The following is a 15,983-nucleotide window of genomic DNA, read 5'->3' as shown; positions in this document are numbered from 1 at the left end:
CGCTTGTCGCCGCCGGTGGCGGGGGGCAGGATGGAGGCCCCAACCCCCGAAGGAGAGACGCGGTGAACGAATGGCTGACGGATTTCGGCATGTTTCTGGCGCAGCTGCTGGCGGTGGTGGTCGTGGTCGGGCTCGCCGCGGCGGCGCTGATCCGCGCCCGGGGCGGGGAGGGCGAGCGCAGCCGCCTGCGGCTCGAGGAGCTCAACGGCGAGCGCCGTCGCCGGCGTCGCCGCCTGCAGCTGGTCGCCAGCCCGCCCGGGGCGCGCAAGCGCCTGCGCAAGGCCTTCCGTCGCGATGACAAGGCTCGCGGCAAGGCCGGTGGCGGCGCGGAACGCACGCCGCTGGTCTGGGTCCTGGATTTCCACGGCGACCTCAAGGCCAGCGGGGCGGGACGCCTCGCCGAGGAGGTGTCGGCGCTGCTGGACGTCGCCGAGGCCGGCGACGAGGCGGTGATCCGGCTGGAGTCGCCGGGCGGGCTGGTCCACGCCTACGGCCACGCCGCCGCCGAGCTGGACCGGCTGCGCGAGGCGGGCATGCGGACCACGGTGTGCGTCGATCGGGTCGCCGCCAGCGGCGGTTACCTGATGGCCTGCGGGGCCGATCGGCTGCGGGTGGCGCCCTTCGCGGTGCTGGGCTCGATCGGCGTGGTGGCGCAGCTGCCCAACGTGCATCGCCTGCTCAAGCGCCACGACGTCGATGTCGAGGTGCTGACCGCGGGGCGCTACAAGCGCACCCTGACGGTGCTCGGCGAGAACACCGAGGAGGGCCGGGAGAAGTTCCTGGAGGACCTGGAGGCCGTGCACGGGCAGTTCAAGCGCCACGTGGCGGCGCGGCGCCCGGGGCTGGACATCGAGGCGGTGGCCACCGGCGAGGTCTGGTACGGCGAGGCGGCGGTCGAGAAGGGGCTGGCGGACGAGGTGGGGACCAGCGAGGCCTATCTCCGGGAGCGCCTCGACCAGGCCCGGGTGGTGTCGCTGCGCCTGGAGCGCCGGCGGAACCTGGCCGACCGGCTGGGGCTGGCGGTGTCCCGCGGCGTCGAGCAGGGCCTGGAGCGGGGGCTCGAGGCCCTGGAGGCCCGCGGCTGGCAGAAGCGCTGACGCCGCTCAGTCGTCGGGCAGGCCCAAGCGGTTCAGGGCCTCGAGGATGATGCGCGCCCGCTCACCCTGCAGCGAATAGTAGATGGTCTGGGAGGACCGCCGCGTGGTGACCAGCGCCTCCCGGCGCAGGATCGCCAGATGCTGGGACAGGGCGGACTGGCTCAGGGCCAGTCGCTGGTTGAGCTCGGTGACCGAGAGCTCCGTGCCGTCGAGCAGGCACAGGATTCGCAGCCGGTTGTCGTTGGCCATCGCCTTGAGCAGGGCGCTGGCCTGGTCGATGACCGGGTCTCCCCCCTCGAGCAGGCGTGCCGCCTGGCCGTGCGCATGGTTCATGGTGCTTCCCCCGCGCTGATGGGGCGGCTGGTGGCCCTCCCTCGCCGCGTTCAGGCCCCGGATGTCGTCTCGTGCCGGTCCCGTTCCCCTCCGGGGCCGGGCCCGTGCTGCTTTTCTGATTCAGTCATTACTCAATAATAGTCCACGCCGGCCGGCGTCACCGGCCGTGGGGCCCATTCGGCACTTCTTGTCGACAATGTTCGTGCGCCGTTCGTCCTTTTGTCGAAGATTAGCCCTTCGTCTGAGGTTTTTGCCTGTCTCGTGATCTAGAGTGTCAACAATTCGGCAAGCACACTCACACAACAAACAGGCAGGCGTGTCATGTCCGCATATCGCAGCGAATACCGGCGTTCCATCGAGCATCCCGAGGCCTTCTGGGCCGAGCAGGCCCGGCGGCTGCCCTGGGTGACGCCGCCCGGCACGGTGCTGACCTACGACGACCAGGGACATGCCCGCTGGTATCCCGACGGCGAGCTCAACCTCTGTTACGCCGCCCTGGATCACCACGTCGAGCAGGGGCGGGGCGAGCAGCCGGCGGTGTTGTGGGATTCCCCGGTCACCGGCGGGCGGTCGACCCTGAGCTACGCCGCACTGCGCGACCGGGTCGCGCGCTTCGCCGGGGCGCTGCGCGACCTGGGCGTGGAGAAGGGCGACCGGGTGGTCATCTACATGCCCATGGTGCCCGAGGCGCTGGTCGCCATGCTGGCCTGCGCCCGGCTCGGCGCGGTGCATTCGGTGGTCTTCGGCGGCTTCGCCCCCCACGAGCTGGCGGTGCGCATCGAGGACGCCGAGCCCCGGGTGGTGGTGGCGGCGTCCTGCGGCATCGAGGTCGACAAGGTGCTGCCCTACAAGCCGATCGTCGACGCCGCCGTCGAGCAGAGCGCCTATCGGCCCGAGGCCTGCGTGATCCTGCAGCGCGAGCAGTGCCAGGCCGAGCTCGGCGAACGCGACCACGACTGGGCGAGCCTGGAGGCATCCGCCGCGCCGGCCGAGTGCGTGCCGGTCAAGGCCACCGATCCCCTCTATATCCTCTATACCTCCGGCACCACCGGTAAGCCCAAGGGCGTGGTGCGCGACACCGGCGGCTACGGGGTGGCGCTGCACTATTCCATGGAGGCCGTCTACGACATGGCGCCCGGCGAGGTGTTCTTCTCGGCCTCGGACGTGGGCTGGGTCGTGGGCCATTCCTATATTGTCTACGGGCCCTTGCTGCGCGGCTGCACCACCCTGGTCTACGAGGGCAAGCCGGTGCGCACCCCGGACGCCGGCGCCTTCTGGCGGCTGATCGCCGAGTATCGCGTCAAGGCCTTCTTCACCGCGCCCACGGCCTTCCGGGCGATCAAGAAGGAGGACCCGGACGGGGCGCACCTGCGCGAGCACGACATCTCCTGCCTGAAGGCCCTGTATCTCGCCGGCGAGCGCCTGGACCCGCCGACCTTCCACTGGCTGGAGGACCTGCTGGCGCTGCCGGTGGTCGACCACTGGTGGCAGACCGAGACCGGCTGGCCGATCGCCGCCAACCTCCAGGGGCTGGAGCCGATGCCCACCAAGGCCGGCTCGGCCACGGTGCCGGTGCCGGGCTTCGACGTGCGGATCCTCGACCGCGAGGGGCGGGATGCCCCGGCGGGTGAGCAGGGCAGCGTGGTGATCCAGCAGCCGCTGCCGCCGGGCTGCCTGGCCGGGATCTGGCGCGATCCCCAGCGCTTCCACGGCGCCTACATGGCGGCCTTCCCGGGCTACTATCTGACCGGCGACGCGGGGTATCTGGACGAGGACGGCTACCTGTTCATCATGGGGCGCACCGACGACGTCATCAACGTGGCCGGCCACCGGCTGTCCACCGGCGAAATGGAGGAGGTCGTCGGCGGCCACCCGGCGGTGGCCGAGTGCGCGGTGATCGGCATCCACGACGCCCTCAAGGGCCAGGTCCCGGTGGGACTGGTGATCCCCAAGGACGGCTTCGACGGCGACGAGCTGGCGCTGGAGAACGAGCTGATCGCCCGGGTGCGCGAGCGCATCGGCCCGGTGGCCTGCTTCAAGCAGGTGCTGGTGGTGGACCGCCTGCCCAAGACTCGCTCGGGCAAGATCCTGCGCAAGCTGCTGCGCCATATCGCCGACGGCGAGGAGTTCGGCGTGCCCTCGACCATCGACGACCCGGCAAGCTTGACCGACGTCCACGAGGCGATGAAGGCGCGCTCCCTGGGCAGCGCCGAGCAGGCGCGCCACGTCTAGGCCGGCCGGCGGGGGACGTTTGGCGGGACTCGGGCGGGCGCGTATAATGCGCGCCCGTCCGCCGGAGCCCCGGCCTTGCGTTCGACGAGGGTTCCCTCACCCCTCCCGCCAAAAAGGTCTGCCATGTTCGAGCTGTCCCCCGCCCAGACCCGCCGCTGCCTGGCCTGGCTGGTCGCCTTCCACATCCTGGTGATCGCCGCCAGCAACTACCTGGTCCAGCTGCCGTTCACGCTGTTCGGGCTGCATACCACCTGGGGCGCCTTCAGCTTCCCCTTCATCTTCCTGGCCACCGACCTGACCGTGCGGCTGTTCGGCAAGGAGCCGGCGCGGGCCATCATCCTGCGCGTCATGTTCCCGGCGCTGGTCATCTCCTACGTGGTGTCGGTGGTCTTTCCCCGCGGCGACTTCGCCGGCCTGGGAGCGCTGGGCGAGGCCAACCTCTTCGTGGCGCGGATCGCCCTGGCCAGCTTCATGGCCTATGTGCTGGGTCAGCTGCTCGACGTGTCGGTGTTCGACCGGCTGCGACGGCTCAAGGCCTGGTGGGTGGCGCCGGCCATGTCGACCCTGCTGGGCAACCTGGCCGATACCTTCGCCTTCTTCTCCATCGCCTTCCACCGCGGGCCGGATGCCTTCATGGCGTCTCACTGGCCGGAGATCGCCTGGGTGGACTACGGCATCAAGCTGGTCATCAGCCTGGCCTTCTTCCTGCCGCTCTACGGCGTGCTGCTCAATACCCTGACCCGGCGCCTGGTGGATCTCACCGGCAATGACGACCTGGCCCCGGAGCCGGCCCGGGCCCGCCACTGACATCCCGACAAGGAGGCCGCAGATGCCCCTCGCCCTCAACCATCTCGACACCGGCGGCGACGGCGTGCCGCTGGTGGTGATCCATGGCCTGCTCGGCAGCGCCGACAACTGGCGCTCCCACCTCAAGCAGTGGCAGGCCGAGCGCCGGGTGATCGCGGTGGACCTGCGCAACCACGGCCGTTCGCCCCATGCCCCGGGGATGGCCTACGCCGACCAGGCCGCCGACGTGCTGGCGCTGCTCGATCGCCTGGAGATCCCCCGGGCGCACCTGCTGGGGCACTCCATGGGCGGCAAGGTGGCCATCAGCCTGGCGCGCCTGGCGCCGGACCGGGTCGCCTCGCTGATCGTCGCCGACATCGCCCCCCAGGCCTACGGCCATGGCCATGACAGCGTCTTCGCCGCCCTGCGGCGCGTCCGCGAGGGGCGCCCGGCCAGCCGCGGCGAGGCGGATGCGCTGATGGCCGAGCACGTCGACGAGCGCGCCACCCGGCTGTTCCTGGCCACCAACCTGGTGCGCGGGGAGGACGGCGCGCTGGCGCTGCGCATCGGGCTGGACGAGATCGAGGCCGACTATCCGGCCATCATGGCGCCGCCGGCCGGGGAGGGCGCCTACCAGGGGCCGACCCTGGTGGTGCGGGGCGCTCGCTCCGCCTACGTGACCGACGCCATGCTCCCGGCCCTGCGTGAGGTGCTGCCCCGGGCGGAGCTGGAGACCCTGGACGCCGGGCACTGGCTGCACGCCGAGCGCCCCGAGGCCTTCCAGGCGGCCGTCAACGGCTTCCTGGCCCGCCAGGCAGGCTGAGGGCTCAGCGGTTGGGGTCGATGGCCAGCCGCGCGACCGGGGTCGTCGCCGAGACCAGGCCCTGCTCGTTGAGGAAGCGCTCGAAGTCGGCGTAGCGGCGCGCGTGCAGGGCGGCCGGCGTCAGCGTCAGCCGCGCCAGGGCCGCCGGCCAGGCGGCCCGGTTGGTGGGCGTGTCCAGCGCCGGCTCGGTGGCCGCCAGCAGCGCCCAGCCCTGCTCCGGATGCTCGACGAGCCAGGCGGTGGCCTCCTCCAGGGCGTCCACCAGCCGCGTGATGGCGTCCCGCTGGCGGACCAGCCGCTCGCGGTTGGCGACCAGGATCAGGCCGTCGTGGCGCGGCACGCCCATGGCGTCGGTGGTGTAGGTGCGGGTGGCCAGGCCCTCGTCGGCGAGGGCTCGGGGCAGCAGGTAGCGCACCGCGCCGATGACCCCGTCGACCCGGCCCTCGCGCATGGCCTCCTCCAGCCGGAAGTGCAGGTCCGGGCTGTCCAGCGCCTCGCGGGGAATCTCGTGGCGAGCCAGCAGGCTCGCCAGCAGCACCGCCTCGTCGTCCAGGTCGGCGTGGCCCAGGCGGCTGCCGGCCAGCTGCCCCGGCCCCTCGATGCCGGCGTCCTCGCGCACCACCAGCGCCGCCAGCGGCACCCCGACCAGGGTCGCCACCCGCACCAGCGGCTGGCCGCGATCGACCATCAGGTGCAGCAGCGGCTGGCGGGTCAGCGCCAGGTCGACGCGCTCGGCGGCGAGCAGCTTGGTGGGGACGTCGGGGTCGGCGGGGGCGCGCAGCTCGACCTCGAGACCGCGGCTGGCGAACAGGTCCCGGGCCTGGGCCACGTAGAGGGCGGCATGCCGGGGGCTGGGATACCAGTCGAGCATCACGCTCAGGCGGTTGACCGGGGGCGGCGCGATGGGCTCGGCGGGCCCCACGGCCACCGCCGGCGCCGTGGGCCGGGTCGGGGTGTCCACCGCCGGGCCGCCGGTCAGGCCGTGGAAGGCCGCGATCGGGTCCGGCGTCGCCTCGGCGGGCGACAGGTCCGGCACCATGACCTCGGTGCCCAGGGGCGGGTAGCCCGCCTCGGGGGGCGTCGGGGCGTCGGCCAGCCCGTGGCCCGGCAGGGCCAGCAGGGCGACGAGGGCCAGCGAGGCCCGCACGCGGGGCGGGGCCGAATGACCGGAAGTTGCGCGCATGTGAATGACTCCAGCGACGCCCCGGCACGGCGGTGCCGGGGCGGGGGCAAGACGCGCCTAGTCTAGCGAGCCCCGCTCCCGCCTGGCCAGCGCGGCGATCAACGGGGCGTCGCCATCGCGAGCGCCCGCGCGGCGTGCGATACTCCCGACACTTCCTGAGGCAGGATGCCATGGACACGATCAACACCCTCTTCCTGCTCGGCGGCTTCCTGATCGCCCTGAGCGTGCTCGCCAGTCGGCTTTCCACCCTGGTCGGCGTGCCCCTGCTGCTGATCTTCCTGGGGCTCGGCATGCTGGCCGGCGAGGAGGGCGTGTTGGGCATCGAGTTCGACGACTACCCGCTGGCCTTCCTGATCGGCCACCTGGCGCTGGCGATGATCCTCCTCGACGGCGGCCTGCGCACCCGGCTCAAGACCTTCCGGGTCGGCTTCCGCCCGGCGCTGTCGCTGGCCACCCTGGGGGTCTTCGTGACCAGCGCGGTGGTGGGCGGCATCGCCATGTGGGTGTTCGGGCTCGGCCCGGTGGAGGGGCTGCTGGTGGGCGCCATCGTCGGCTCCACCGACGCCGCGGCGGTGTTCTCGATGCTCGGCGGTCGCGGCATCAACCTCAACGAGCGGGTCGGGGCCACCCTGGAGATCGAGTCCGGCACCAACGACCCCATGGCGATCTTCCTGACGCTGATGCTGGTGGAGGTGCTGGTCGGTGACATCGGCGGCTGGCTCTCCACCGGGCTGTTCTTCGTGCGCCAGTTCGGCCTGGGGATCGCCATCGGCCTCGGCGCGGGCTGGCTGATCGCCCGCCTGCTGGCCTGGCTGGACCTGGCGCCGGGGCTCTACTCGCTGCTGGCCCTGGCGCTGGGGCTGTGTGTCTTCGGCCTGACCAGCGTCCTGGGCGGCAGCGGCTTCCTGGCCATCTACCTGACCGGACTGATGATCGGCAATCGCCCCGGCCGCCACCTCAACTTCATCCTGCCGGTCCATGACGGCCTGGCCTGGCTCAGCCAGATCGGCCTGTTCCTGGTGCTGGGCCTGCTGGTCACGCCCAGCGAGATGATGGCCTATGCGCTGCCCGCGGCGGAGGTGGCCCTGGCGCTGATCTTCGTCGCCCGACCGCTGGCCGTGGTGGTCTCGCTGTGGCCCTTCTTCCGCTTTCGCTGGCGGGAGGTGGCCTTCATCGCCTGGGTGGGCCTGCGCGGGGCCGTGCCGATCGTGCTGGCCATCTTCCCGGTCATCGGCGGGGTCGAGAACGCCTCCCTGTACTTCAACGTGGCCTTTGCGGTGGTGCTGCTGTCGCTGCTGATCCAGGGCGGCACCCTGCCGTGGCTGTCCAGGCGGCTGCGGGTCGAGATCCCGCCGAGCGTCACGCCCAACCGGCGCGGGCCGCTGGGCATCCAGGCCGACAACGACTACGAGATGTTCGTCTACCGGGTCGAGAGCGCCGACCTGGAGGACGTGCCGATCCGCCTGCTGCGCTTTCCCTCCGGCGCCATGATCGCCGCGCTGTTCCGCGACGGCGTGATGCTGCATCCCCAGGGGGCCACGCGGCTGTGCCGCGACGACGTGGTCTGCGTGATCGGCCGCGGCGACGACCTGGCGGCGCTCAACCGGCTGTTCAACGGCGATGCCACCCTGCGCCGCCAGAGCGCCTTCTTCGGGGCCTTCAACTTCGACGGCGAGGCGCGGCTCGGCGACATCGCCGAGGCCTACGGCCTGACCCTGAGTCCCGGCGAGCAGGACATGACCCTTGCCGACTTCATCTCGCTGCGGGTGGGCGGCCATCCGGTGGTGGGGGACGACGTCGACTGGCACGGCATCCACTGGGTGGTCAACGAGATGGACGGCAACCGCATCACCCGGGTCGGCCTGCGCCTCTACTGAGCGCCGCGGCACGCATGGAACCCCCGGGCGCCTCCGGCCGCCTGAGGGAGAGGAGGAGCCATGATCCGACACGCGCCGAACCCCCGCGGGCGAGACTTCTTCGTCGGCGACCTGCACGGGGAGTACGATCGACTGATGGCCGCCCTCGAGGCCGTCGACTTCGATGTCGCCCGCGACCGCCTGTTCCCGGTGGGCGATCTGATCGATCGCGGCCCGCGCTCCCGGGACTGCCTGGGCCTGGCCCTGGCGCCCTGGTGCTTCGCGGTGCGCGGCAACCACGAGCAGCTGGCCCGGGAGGCGCTGTTCGGGGACGACGACGCCATGGCCCTGTGGGTGATCAACGGCGGCGGCTGGGCCCTGGAGGAGGATCGGGCGTCGCTCGCCGCGTTGCTGGAGGCCGCCCTGGCCCGACTGCCCCTGGCGCGCGAGATCGAGGTCGACGGCCGGCGCATCGGCCTGGTGCATGCCGAACCCCCGGCCGACTGGGCGGACATCGAACGCTGCGATCGCCACCGGCTGATCTGGGGGCGGGATCGGATCCGGCGGGGCGATACCACGCCGGTGCGCGGCATCGAGGCGGTGGTGGTGGGGCACACCATCCTCGAGGCCCCGATCACCCTGGGCAATGTCCATTACCTGGATACCGGGGCCTTCGCCACCGGGCGCCTGACGCTGGTCGAGGCGCGCGAGCTGCTGGCGACCGGGGACGCTACTCGCTGACGACGCGATTCCGGCCCTGCGCCTTGGCGGCGTAGAGGCGCGAATCGGCGGCCTCGAACAGCGTCTCGAAGTCCAGCGTGCAGGGGTCGCCGTCGGCGACGCCGGCGCTGATGGTGACCTCGATGCTGGCCCGTTCCACGGTTACCGGCGTACCCCCGACGGCCTGGCGCAACGCCTCGGCACGACGCCGGGCATCTCGGCCGTCGCAGCCGAGCAGGACGACGCAGAATTCCTCGCCGCCCATGCGCGCGACGATATCCTCCGGGCGCACCGCCGCGAGCAGGCGCCGGGTCACGGCGACGATCACCTGGTCGCCCGCGGCATGCCCATGGCTATCGTTGACGCGCTTGAAGTGATCGATATCGACAAGGATCAGGGAATACCGACCCTGCCCCCGACACAGCGCCTGCCGGGCTTCCTCGAAGCGTTGCCGGCAGTGGCGCCGGTTGGACAGGCCGGTCAGGCTGTCCCGGTTGGCCAGGGTTTCGATCCGGCGGTGGGCGGTCTCCCGGGAGTGCTCCTGATAGAAGGCCGCGGTGCCGAAGCCGGCCATGGCTCCCAGCAGGTTGACCAGGGCGGCGTTCGAGGCCAGGGCCGGCCAGGTGCCCCGATACAGCAGGATGATGGCCAGGATGATGCCGCAGAACCCGAGGTAGACCGGCAATCCTCGACGTGTGCCCAGCAGGAAGAAGTTGATCAGGGCGAAGAAGGTGACCCATACCATCGCGAAGGGCCTGGCCTCGACGTACCAGTAGAAGTAGGCCGATAGCCCGCCGCTGGCCAATACCGTGACCCAGGCCGAGCGTTCGACATTGAGGGTGATCCGGATGTCGACCAGCGCCAGGGCGACGAGGGCGAACACGCCGAGCTCCACCATGGCCAATGCCGTGGCGTCGAACACGAGGAGGTTCACCAGGGCAAAGGTCAGTGAGATCAGCGCGATGATCAGCAGGAAGCAGTTGGCGAGCTCGGCCCGGCGGGGGTCCGCTCCTCGTCGGGCATCGGCCTTCACCAGCAGCCAATCCCCCCAGTTTGCTATCTTCATCGGTTCCCCGTGTCGCCGCCGGTCGCGTATCTTGATGGCGGGGCGTCGGCCGTGCCCCCTGGTGCCGGCCGATCATGCCATGCTTTCGTGGCCGGGGCGAATCGGCCCCGGCGCGCTCGCCTGTCCCGCCGGGGCCATCGAGGCGCGACGGAAGGCGGCGTTCTGATACGCCGCATCGCATGCCGTCATCGGCCGGCCGGTGTCCCCAGGCGGGGGCGCTGGTAGGCTTCATGATCGAGGAGGTGCCGGTCATGGCTTGCCGTGCCACGGATTGGCGTCGATGATCGAGCGCTGTGAAGGATCCGCGCTCGACTGCCCGGACACGAGAAAGGGGATCAGCGAATTCGCTGATCCCCTTGGAAGAAGGTGGCGGAGGGACAGGGATTCGAACCCTGGGAAGGCGTTAACCTTCGCCGGTTTTCAAGACCGGTGCATTCAACCGCTCTGCCATCCCTCCGGCTCACGGCGGTGTACTTTACCAGCATTTGCCAAAAGGTCAAGACGATTGTGCGATCAAGATGTTAGCGACCCCGCTCCGCGTCCTTCCGCTTCCGCCGACGCCCGCCCGGTTGCGGCCGTGGCCGCGGCCGTCGTCCGCGACGGGCGGGTGCTGCTGGTGCGCCGCCGCCATCCGCCGCATGCCGGCCGGCTGGCGCTGCCCGGCGGCAAGGTGGCGTTCGGCGAGCCGCTGGACGACGCGGTGCTCCGGGAGCTGCGCGAGGAGACCGGCCTGGCGGGGGTATCCCGGGGCCCGCTGACGGCCCTGGACATCCTCGACCGCGGCGAGGATGGCGCGCTACGCAGCCACTATGTGCTGGTGGTGATGCGCGTCGACGCCGACGAGGGGGAGGCGGTGGCGGGGGACGACGCCGTCTCGGTCCACTGGCTGGGCCGCCATGACCTGGCGGTCGCCGGGGGCGACGTCACCGATACCACCCGCGCCCTGGGGCGGTGGCTGCTGGCCCCCGGCGAGGCGTGGACCTGACGTGGAACCCTGCCGGGGCCGCCACTTGCGTCGGGAACCCCCAGGCGGCATCCTGTGTCCATTGCCAGGATCAACCAAAGGGAGCACTGGATCGATGGCTTACCAAGATACCCGAGTGACCACTCAGCAGACCGGGGCGGTCAGCACCAACAAGGTGCTGCGCAACACCTACGGCCTGCTGGCGATGACCCTGCTGTTCTCCGCGGTAACCGCCGGCGCGGCGATGGCCATGGGCATTCAGCAGATCAACATCCTGGTCTTCTTCATCGGCGCCTACGGCCTGATGTTCCTCGTGCACAAGACCGCCAACTCCGCCATGGGCCTGCTGGCGACCTTCGCCTTCACCGGCTTCATGGGCTTCACCCTGGGGCCGATCCTCAGCGCCTACCTGACGCTGCCCAACGGCGCCCAGCTGATCATGACCGCCCTGGGGCTGACCGGCCTGACCTTCTTCGGCCTGTCCGCCGTGGCCCTGGTGACCCGCAAGGACTTCAGCTTCCTCGCCAACTTCCTGATGGCCGGCGCCATCGTGCTGATCCTCGCCATGGTCGCCGCCCTGATCTTCCAGATCCCGACCCTGTCGCTGATGGTCTCCGCGGGCTTCGTGCTCTTCGCCTCCGCGGCCATCCTCTACCAGACCAGCGAGATCGTTCACCGGGCCGGCGAGACCAACTACATCCTCGCCACCATCACCCTCTACGTGTCGATCTACAACCTCTTCGTCAGCCTGCTCTCCCTGCTGGGGATCATGAGCCAGGACTGACGACCGCGGCATCGAGCGCGACGGCTGGCCCCGCCCTGGCGGGGCCAGCCTCTTTGTACGAGGACTGTCATGCGATACGGGATCCTGCTGATGGGCGCCCCCTACAGCGACCAGGCCAGCCATTCGGCCCTGCGCTTCGCTCGGGCGCTGCTGGCCCGGGGGCACGCCCTGGAGGCGGTGTTCTTCTACCACGACGGGGTGTACAACGCCGCCCGGCTGGCGGCGCCCCCCCAGGACGAGCCGCACCTGGTGGACGCCTGGGCGGCCCTGCATGCCGAGCATGGGGTGAGCCTGGAGGTGTGCATCGCCGCGGCCCTGCGCCGCGGCCTGCTCGACGAGCGTGAGGCGGCGCGTCACGGCAAGGCCGGCCACAGCGTCGAGGCCCCCTTCGAGCTGACCGGGGTGGGGCAGCTGATCGACCTCGGCCGGCGCTGCGATCGCCTGGTGACCTTCGGCCCCTGAGGAGAGCGGCATGAGCCACGACCACGATAGCGCCGACGGCGAGCTGCTGGTGATCCTGCGCCATGCGCCGCACGGCAGCAGCTGGCTACGCGAAGGGCTGGACGCGGCCCTGGTGGCGGCGGCCTTCGGCCAGCGCGTCTCGCTGCTGTTCATGGGCGAGGGCGTCATGGCCCTGGTGGACGGCCAGGAGGCCGGCCCCCTGGGACAGAAGGGCACGGCGCCGACGCTGCGGATGCTGGAGATGTACGATATCGACGCCCTCTGGGTCGAGCGCGAGGCGTTGGCGGCCCGGGGCCTGGACGAGGCGGCGCTGATGCTCGCGCCGCGCTGCCTGGAGGCCCCGGGCATCGTCGAGCTGATCGATGCCCACGACCTGGTCCTGACCTTCTAGCCGTTTGCCGGAGCCGATGACCATGAAGCTGCATATCCTGAACCGTTCGCCGGGCGTCAGCCGGGTCCACGAGCAGGCGCTGGCCGCCATGGGCCCCGACGATCGGCTGCTGCTGATCGAGGATGGGGTCCAGGGGGCGCTGCCGGGGCTGGCCGGCGCGTTCGCCGCCATCCCCGGGCGGCTGTTCGCGCTGCACGAGGACCTGGCGTCGCGTGGCCTGCTGGCGCGCTGCGACGCCGCCGTGCAGACGGTCGACGCGGACGGCTTCGTGGCGCTGACCGAAGAGAGCGAGCAGACCCTGAGCTGGTACTGAGACATGGCAAGCACCGAAATATACCGTTATCTCGACCTGGAGGGTCATCGCGTGGGCCTGGATCCGGAGGGCTACCTGGTCGATCTCGCCCAGTGGTCGCCGGCGGTCGCCGAGGCGCTGGCCGAGGAGGAGGGGCTCGCCCTGGAGGCGGCCCACTGGGAAGTGCTCGAGGTGCTGCGCGACTTCTACGCCCGCTACGAGATGGCCCCGGCCATGCGCCCCCTGGTCAAGGCGGTGGGCCAGGCGCTGGGCCAGGACAAGGGGCGCTCGATCCACCTGATGCGGCTGTTCCCCGGCAGCCCCGCCAAGGTCGCGGCGCGCCTGGCGGGGCTGCCCAAGCCCGCCAACTGCCTGTGACATGAACTTCCTGGCGCACGGCTGGCTGGCCCGGGGCGGCAGCGACGACTTCCTCTACGGCAACCTGATCGCCGACGGCGTCAAGGGCGCGGACCTGTCGACCTGGGCGCCGGTCGTGGCGGCGGGCATTCGCCATCACCGCCGGGTGGATGCCGTGATCGATACCCATCCGCTGCTGCTGGCGACCCGAGCCCGGGCGCCGCGTGACGGCCGGCGCTTCGCCGGCATCGCCCTGGACCTGATGTGGGATCACTGCCTCGCCCGACGCCTGGCCCCGGCCGAGCGGGATGCCTTGGTGGAGCGCTGCTACGGGCTGCTTGCCACGCGTCCGGCCCCGGCGCGGCTGGCCGGCATGATGCCGGTGCTGGTGCGCCAGGACTGGCTGCGCGGCTACGCCGACTTCGCCTTCACCTGCCGGGCCGTGGCCGGCATCGGCCGGCGCCTTCGCGGTCCCAACCGGCTGGCCGCGCTGCTGCCCTGGCTGGAGCGCGACTACGATCGCCTGGTCGAGACCTTCGAGCGGCTGTGGCCGGAGCTGGAGGCCGAACTCGCCGTGCCCCCGAGCTCAATCCCCCCGCAGCCATAGGCAGTCGACGGCGTCCCCCGGGGCCACCCGGCTCGACGGCGGAATGTCCGCCAGGGCGTCGGCGCCGACGCAGGACGACAGCACCCCGGAGTTCTGGTCGGCGAAGGCGCGGGCGACGATGCCGTCCGCCCCGATATCGAGGCTCACCCGCATGTAGTGACGCCGCGGGCCGGTGGTGGTCGCGAAGTCCGCCCGGGCGCGCAGCCGTGGCAGGCTCGCCAGGGCCGGGCAGCCCAGCAGGGCGCCCATCAGGGGGCGCAGGAACAGCCAGGCGCCGACGAAGCCGGAGACCGGGTTGCCGGGCAGGCCGATGAAGCGCGCCTCGCCCTCGGCGCGCGGCAGCCGCCCCAGGGCGAGGGGCTTGCCGGGGCGAATCGCCAGCCGCCAGAGGTCCAGCCGGCCCAGCGCCTCCACGGCATGGCGCACATGATCCTCCTCGCCCACGCTGACGCCGCCGGTGGTGATCACCACGTCCGCCGCCGCGGCGGCCTCGCGGAGCAGCCGGCGGGTGGCCTCGGCCTCGTCGGGGACGGCCTCGACGAGCACCACCTCGGCCCCGAAGCGGTTCAGCAGGCTGCGCAGCATCGGCCGGTTGGAGTTGTAGATCTGGCCCGGGCCCAGCGGCTGGCCGGGTTCGACGATCTCGTCGCCGGTGGACAGCAGCGCCACCCGGGGGCGGCGTCGGACGGTGACCCGGGTGATGCCCTGGCCGGCCAGATGGCCGAGGGCCGCGGCGTCCAGGCGGGTGCCGGCGGCCAGCAGGCGCTGTCCGGCGGCCACGTCGCGCCCCCGGCGTCGCCGGTTGTCGCCGGCGGGCAGGTCCGGGGGCGTGCGCACGCGCTCGCCGTCGACCTCGACCCGCTCCTGCATCGCCACGCAGTCGGCGCCGGCGGGCAGCTCGCCGCCGGTGAAGATGCGCGCGCAGCTGCCGGGGGCCAGGGGCGCCGCCGGGGCGCCCGCCGCGATGCGTTGGCTCACCGGCAGCCAGCGGCCGGCATCGGCATGGTGCAGGGCATAGCCGTCCATGGCGCTGTTATCGAAGGGCGGCACGTTCAGGCGCGCCATGACGTCCTCGGCGAGCACCCGACCGTCGGCCCGCTCGGTGGCGAGCGGTTCGCCGTCGAGCGGGCCCACGTCCTCAAGCAGGGCGGCCAGCGCCGCCTCGACGGGTTCAAGCGTGGACATGCCGGCCTCGCTCGGGAATCACCAGGTTGGCGAAGTTGCAGGGCTTGTGCCGGCTGTCGAGCTGCTCGGCGAGGATGCCGTCCCAGGCGGTGCGGCAGGCCCCGGTGGAGCCCGGCAGGCAGAACACCACGGTGGCGTTGGCCAGCCCGCCCAGGCAACGGCTCTGCACCGTGGAGCTGCCCACCTCGTGCCAGGACAGCTGGCGGAACAGCTCGCCGAAGCCCTCGATGCGCTTGTCGAGGAGCACCGAGACGGCCTCGGGGGTGGAGTCGCGGCCGGTGAAGCCGGTGCCCCCGGTGGTGAGGATCACCTGGACGGCGGGGTCGGCGATCCAGGCGGCGACCACGGCGCGGATGCGGTAGACGTCGTCCGGCACGATGCGACGCTCGGCCAGTCGATGGCCGGCGGCCTCGAGCCGCTCCGCCAGCGCCTGGCCGCTGCGGTCGGTCTCCTCGGTGCGGGTGTCGGAGACCGTCAGCACCGCCGCCGTCAGGGGAATCATCGCCTCGCTCATCGTTCCTGGTCCTGCTTGGCGGCCTGGCGGGCCTCGAAGGCGGCCTTCTGCTCCGGCGTCGCCTCGGCCTGGTAGCGGGCCTTCCATTCCGGATAGGGCATGCCGTAGACGTACTCGCGGGCCGCCTCGTAGTCCAGCGACTCGCCGCGCTCCTCGGCGGCGGCGACCAGCCACTTGGAGAGGCAGTTGCGGCAGAAGTCGGCGAGGTTCATCAGCTCGATGTTCTGCACCTCCTTGTGCTCGTCCAGGTGGCGCAGCAGCCGGCGGAAGGCGGCGGCCTCGAGCTCGGTGCGGGTGGTGTCGTCGAGGTGTTGCATGGGGCTGGCTCCAT

At 71.6% G+C, this 15,983-nt stretch carries 19 protein-coding genes and 1 tRNA gene; 13 read left to right on the top strand and 7 right to left on the bottom strand.

Annotated elements, in window-relative coordinates:
* Positions 1 to 62 precede the first annotated feature (62 nt).
* Positions 63 to 1,097, top strand: a complete 1,035-nt coding sequence (sohB, locus tag QC818_RS03430; protein WP_309651445.1) for a protease SohB — start codon at positions 63 to 65, stop codon at positions 1,095 to 1,097.
* Between the two features lie 6 nt (positions 1,098 to 1,103).
* On the opposite strand, the gene QC818_RS03425 is transcribed toward sohB, so the two are convergent.
* Positions 1,104 to 1,430: an ArsR/SmtB family transcription factor gene (locus QC818_RS03425; protein WP_309651444.1), complete on the bottom strand. Its 327-nt coding sequence runs from the start codon at positions 1,428 to 1,430 to the stop codon at positions 1,104 to 1,106.
* Between the two features lie 321 nt (positions 1,431 to 1,751).
* Between QC818_RS03425 and QC818_RS03420 the strand changes: the two genes are divergently transcribed.
* The 3 genes from QC818_RS03420 (at position 1,752) to QC818_RS03410 (ending at position 5,271) form a co-directional block, all read left to right on the top strand.
* Positions 1,752 to 3,662, top strand: coding sequence for a propionyl-CoA synthetase (locus QC818_RS03420; RefSeq protein ID WP_309651443.1), 1,911 nt, complete (start codon positions 1,752 to 1,754; stop codon positions 3,660 to 3,662).
* A 123-nt stretch (positions 3,663 to 3,785) separates the two neighbouring features.
* Positions 3,786 to 4,469: a 7-cyano-7-deazaguanine/7-aminomethyl-7-deazaguanine transporter gene (locus QC818_RS03415; protein WP_309651442.1), complete on the top strand. Its 684-nt coding sequence runs from the start codon at positions 3,786 to 3,788 to the stop codon at positions 4,467 to 4,469.
* 22 nt (positions 4,470 to 4,491) lie between these two features.
* Positions 4,492 to 5,271, top strand: coding sequence for an alpha/beta fold hydrolase (locus QC818_RS03410; protein ID WP_309651441.1), 780 nt, complete (start codon positions 4,492 to 4,494; stop codon positions 5,269 to 5,271).
* 4 nt (positions 5,272 to 5,275) lie between these two features.
* Here QC818_RS03410 and QC818_RS03405 read toward each other — a convergent pair whose 3' ends face one another.
* Positions 5,276 to 6,454, bottom strand: a complete 1,179-nt coding sequence (locus tag QC818_RS03405; protein WP_309651440.1) for an ABC transporter substrate-binding protein — start codon at positions 6,452 to 6,454, stop codon at positions 5,276 to 5,278.
* A 170-nt stretch (positions 6,455 to 6,624) separates the two neighbouring features.
* Here QC818_RS03405 and QC818_RS03400 point away from each other — a divergent pair, with 170 nt between their 5' ends.
* On the top strand, positions 6,625 to 8,331 hold the full coding sequence (locus QC818_RS03400) for a potassium/proton antiporter (RefSeq protein ID WP_309651439.1): 1,707 nt from the start codon (positions 6,625 to 6,627) through the stop codon (positions 8,329 to 8,331).
* Between the two features lie 60 nt (positions 8,332 to 8,391).
* Positions 8,392 to 9,051, top strand: coding sequence for a metallophosphoesterase (locus QC818_RS03395; RefSeq protein ID WP_309651438.1), 660 nt, complete (start codon positions 8,392 to 8,394; stop codon positions 9,049 to 9,051).
* Here the strand turns inward: QC818_RS03395 and QC818_RS03390 are convergent.
* Complete coding sequence (locus QC818_RS03390) at positions 9,041 to 10,096, bottom strand: GGDEF domain-containing protein (RefSeq protein WP_309651437.1); 1,056 nt, start codon at positions 10,094 to 10,096, stop codon at positions 9,041 to 9,043. The genes QC818_RS03395 and QC818_RS03390 overlap by 11 nt on opposite strands.
* Before the next feature lie 367 nt (positions 10,097 to 10,463).
* Positions 10,464 to 10,553, bottom strand: a tRNA-Ser gene (locus QC818_RS03385).
* A 120-nt stretch (positions 10,554 to 10,673) separates the two neighbouring features.
* Between QC818_RS03385 and QC818_RS03380 the strand changes: the two genes are divergently transcribed.
* The 7 genes from QC818_RS03380 (at position 10,674) to QC818_RS03350 (ending at position 13,953) form a co-directional block, all read left to right on the top strand.
* Positions 10,674 to 11,081 carry an NUDIX hydrolase gene (locus QC818_RS03380; RefSeq protein ID WP_309651436.1) on the top strand — a complete coding sequence of 136 codons (408 nt, stop codon included), beginning with the start codon at positions 10,674 to 10,676 and terminating at the stop codon, positions 11,079 to 11,081.
* 94 nt (positions 11,082 to 11,175) lie between these two features.
* The gene (locus tag QC818_RS03375; RefSeq protein WP_309651435.1) at positions 11,176 to 11,844 is read left to right on the top strand and encodes a Bax inhibitor-1/YccA family protein; all 669 of its coding nucleotides are present in this window, start codon (positions 11,176 to 11,178) and stop codon (positions 11,842 to 11,844) included.
* 69 nt (positions 11,845 to 11,913) lie between these two features.
* Positions 11,914 to 12,306: a sulfurtransferase complex subunit TusD gene (tusD, locus tag QC818_RS03370; RefSeq protein WP_309651434.1), complete on the top strand. Its 393-nt coding sequence runs from the start codon at positions 11,914 to 11,916 to the stop codon at positions 12,304 to 12,306.
* Positions 12,307 to 12,316: 10 nt separating this feature from the next.
* Entirely contained in the window at positions 12,317 to 12,697 is a 381-nt protein-coding gene (tusC, locus tag QC818_RS03365; protein WP_309651433.1) for a sulfurtransferase complex subunit TusC, read from the top strand.
* A gap of 22 nt (positions 12,698 to 12,719) precedes the next feature.
* Complete coding sequence (gene tusB / locus QC818_RS03360) at positions 12,720 to 13,010, top strand: sulfurtransferase complex subunit TusB (protein ID WP_309651432.1); 291 nt, start codon at positions 12,720 to 12,722, stop codon at positions 13,008 to 13,010.
* A gap of 3 nt (positions 13,011 to 13,013) precedes the next feature.
* Entirely contained in the window at positions 13,014 to 13,367 is a 354-nt protein-coding gene (locus tag QC818_RS03355; RefSeq protein WP_309651431.1) for a TusE/DsrC/DsvC family sulfur relay protein, read from the top strand.
* A 1-nt stretch (position 13,368) separates the two neighbouring features.
* Positions 13,369 to 13,953 (top strand): acyl carrier protein phosphodiesterase, encoded by a 585-nt coding sequence (locus QC818_RS03350; RefSeq protein ID WP_309651430.1) that lies wholly within the window; start codon positions 13,369 to 13,371, stop codon positions 13,951 to 13,953.
* Here QC818_RS03350 and QC818_RS03345 read toward each other — a convergent pair.
* The 3 genes from QC818_RS03345 to QC818_RS03335 are packed head-to-tail and all read right to left on the bottom strand — an operon-like array spanning position 13,933 to position 15,969.
* The gene (locus QC818_RS03345; RefSeq protein ID WP_309651429.1) at positions 13,933 to 15,138 is read right to left on the bottom strand and encodes a molybdopterin molybdotransferase MoeA; all 1,206 of its coding nucleotides are present in this window, start codon (positions 15,136 to 15,138) and stop codon (positions 13,933 to 13,935) included. The genes QC818_RS03350 and QC818_RS03345 overlap by 21 nt on opposite strands.
* On the bottom strand, positions 15,125 to 15,652 hold the full coding sequence (gene moaB, locus QC818_RS03340) for a molybdenum cofactor biosynthesis protein B (RefSeq protein WP_309651428.1): 528 nt from the start codon (positions 15,650 to 15,652) through the stop codon (positions 15,125 to 15,127). The genes QC818_RS03345 and moaB overlap by 14 nt, the downstream gene beginning before the upstream one ends.
* Entirely contained in the window at positions 15,649 to 15,969 is a 321-nt protein-coding gene (locus tag QC818_RS03335) for a DUF1244 domain-containing protein (protein ID WP_309651427.1), read from the bottom strand. The genes moaB and QC818_RS03335 overlap by 4 nt, the downstream gene beginning before the upstream one ends.
* Between the last annotated feature and the right edge of the window lie 14 nt (positions 15,970 to 15,983).

It is taken from the genome of Halomonas koreensis, assembly GCF_031451675.1.
In the GTDB taxonomy this organism is placed as follows: Bacteria; Pseudomonadota; Gammaproteobacteria; order Pseudomonadales; family Halomonadaceae; genus Halomonas; species Halomonas koreensis.
This window is presented reverse-complemented; position numbering and strand designations above follow the sequence as displayed.

Bases quoted from the DNA above. Each gene is read 5' to 3' on its own strand.
- tusB (WP_309651432.1), top strand. From the start codon at position 12,720: ATGAAGCTGCATATCCTGAACCGTTCGCCGGGCGTCAGCCGGGTCCAC.
- QC818_RS03420 (WP_309651443.1), top strand. From the start codon at position 1,752: ATGTCCGCATATCGCAGCGAATACCGGCGTTCCATCGAGCATCCCGAG.
- moaB (WP_309651428.1), bottom strand. From the start codon at position 15,652: ATGAGCGAGGCGATGATTCCCCTGACGGCGGCGGTGCTGACGGTCTCC.
- QC818_RS03355 (WP_309651431.1), top strand. From the start codon at position 13,014: ATGGCAAGCACCGAAATATACCGTTATCTCGACCTGGAGGGTCATCGC.
- QC818_RS03410 (WP_309651441.1), top strand. From the start codon at position 4,492: ATGCCCCTCGCCCTCAACCATCTCGACACCGGCGGCGACGGCGTGCCG.
- tusD (WP_309651434.1), top strand. From the start codon at position 11,914: ATGCGATACGGGATCCTGCTGATGGGCGCCCCCTACAGCGACCAGGCC.
- QC818_RS03390 (WP_309651437.1), bottom strand. From the start codon at position 10,096: ATGAAGATAGCAAACTGGGGGGATTGGCTGCTGGTGAAGGCCGATGCC.
- QC818_RS03345 (WP_309651429.1), bottom strand. From the start codon at position 15,138: ATGTCCACGCTTGAACCCGTCGAGGCGGCGCTGGCCGCCCTGCTTGAG.
- QC818_RS03350 (WP_309651430.1), top strand. From the start codon at position 13,369: ATGAACTTCCTGGCGCACGGCTGGCTGGCCCGGGGCGGCAGCGACGAC.
- QC818_RS03415 (WP_309651442.1), top strand. From the start codon at position 3,786: ATGTTCGAGCTGTCCCCCGCCCAGACCCGCCGCTGCCTGGCCTGGCTG.
- QC818_RS03375 (WP_309651435.1), top strand. From the start codon at position 11,176: ATGGCTTACCAAGATACCCGAGTGACCACTCAGCAGACCGGGGCGGTC.
- QC818_RS03425 (WP_309651444.1), bottom strand. From the start codon at position 1,430: ATGAACCATGCGCACGGCCAGGCGGCACGCCTGCTCGAGGGGGGAGAC.
- tusC (WP_309651433.1), top strand. From the start codon at position 12,317: ATGAGCCACGACCACGATAGCGCCGACGGCGAGCTGCTGGTGATCCTG.
- QC818_RS03335 (WP_309651427.1), bottom strand. From the start codon at position 15,969: ATGCAACACCTCGACGACACCACCCGCACCGAGCTCGAGGCCGCCGCC.
- QC818_RS03395 (WP_309651438.1), top strand. From the start codon at position 8,392: ATGATCCGACACGCGCCGAACCCCCGCGGGCGAGACTTCTTCGTCGGC.
- QC818_RS03405 (WP_309651440.1), bottom strand. From the start codon at position 6,454: ATGCGCGCAACTTCCGGTCATTCGGCCCCGCCCCGCGTGCGGGCCTCG.
- QC818_RS03400 (WP_309651439.1), top strand. From the start codon at position 6,625: ATGGACACGATCAACACCCTCTTCCTGCTCGGCGGCTTCCTGATCGCC.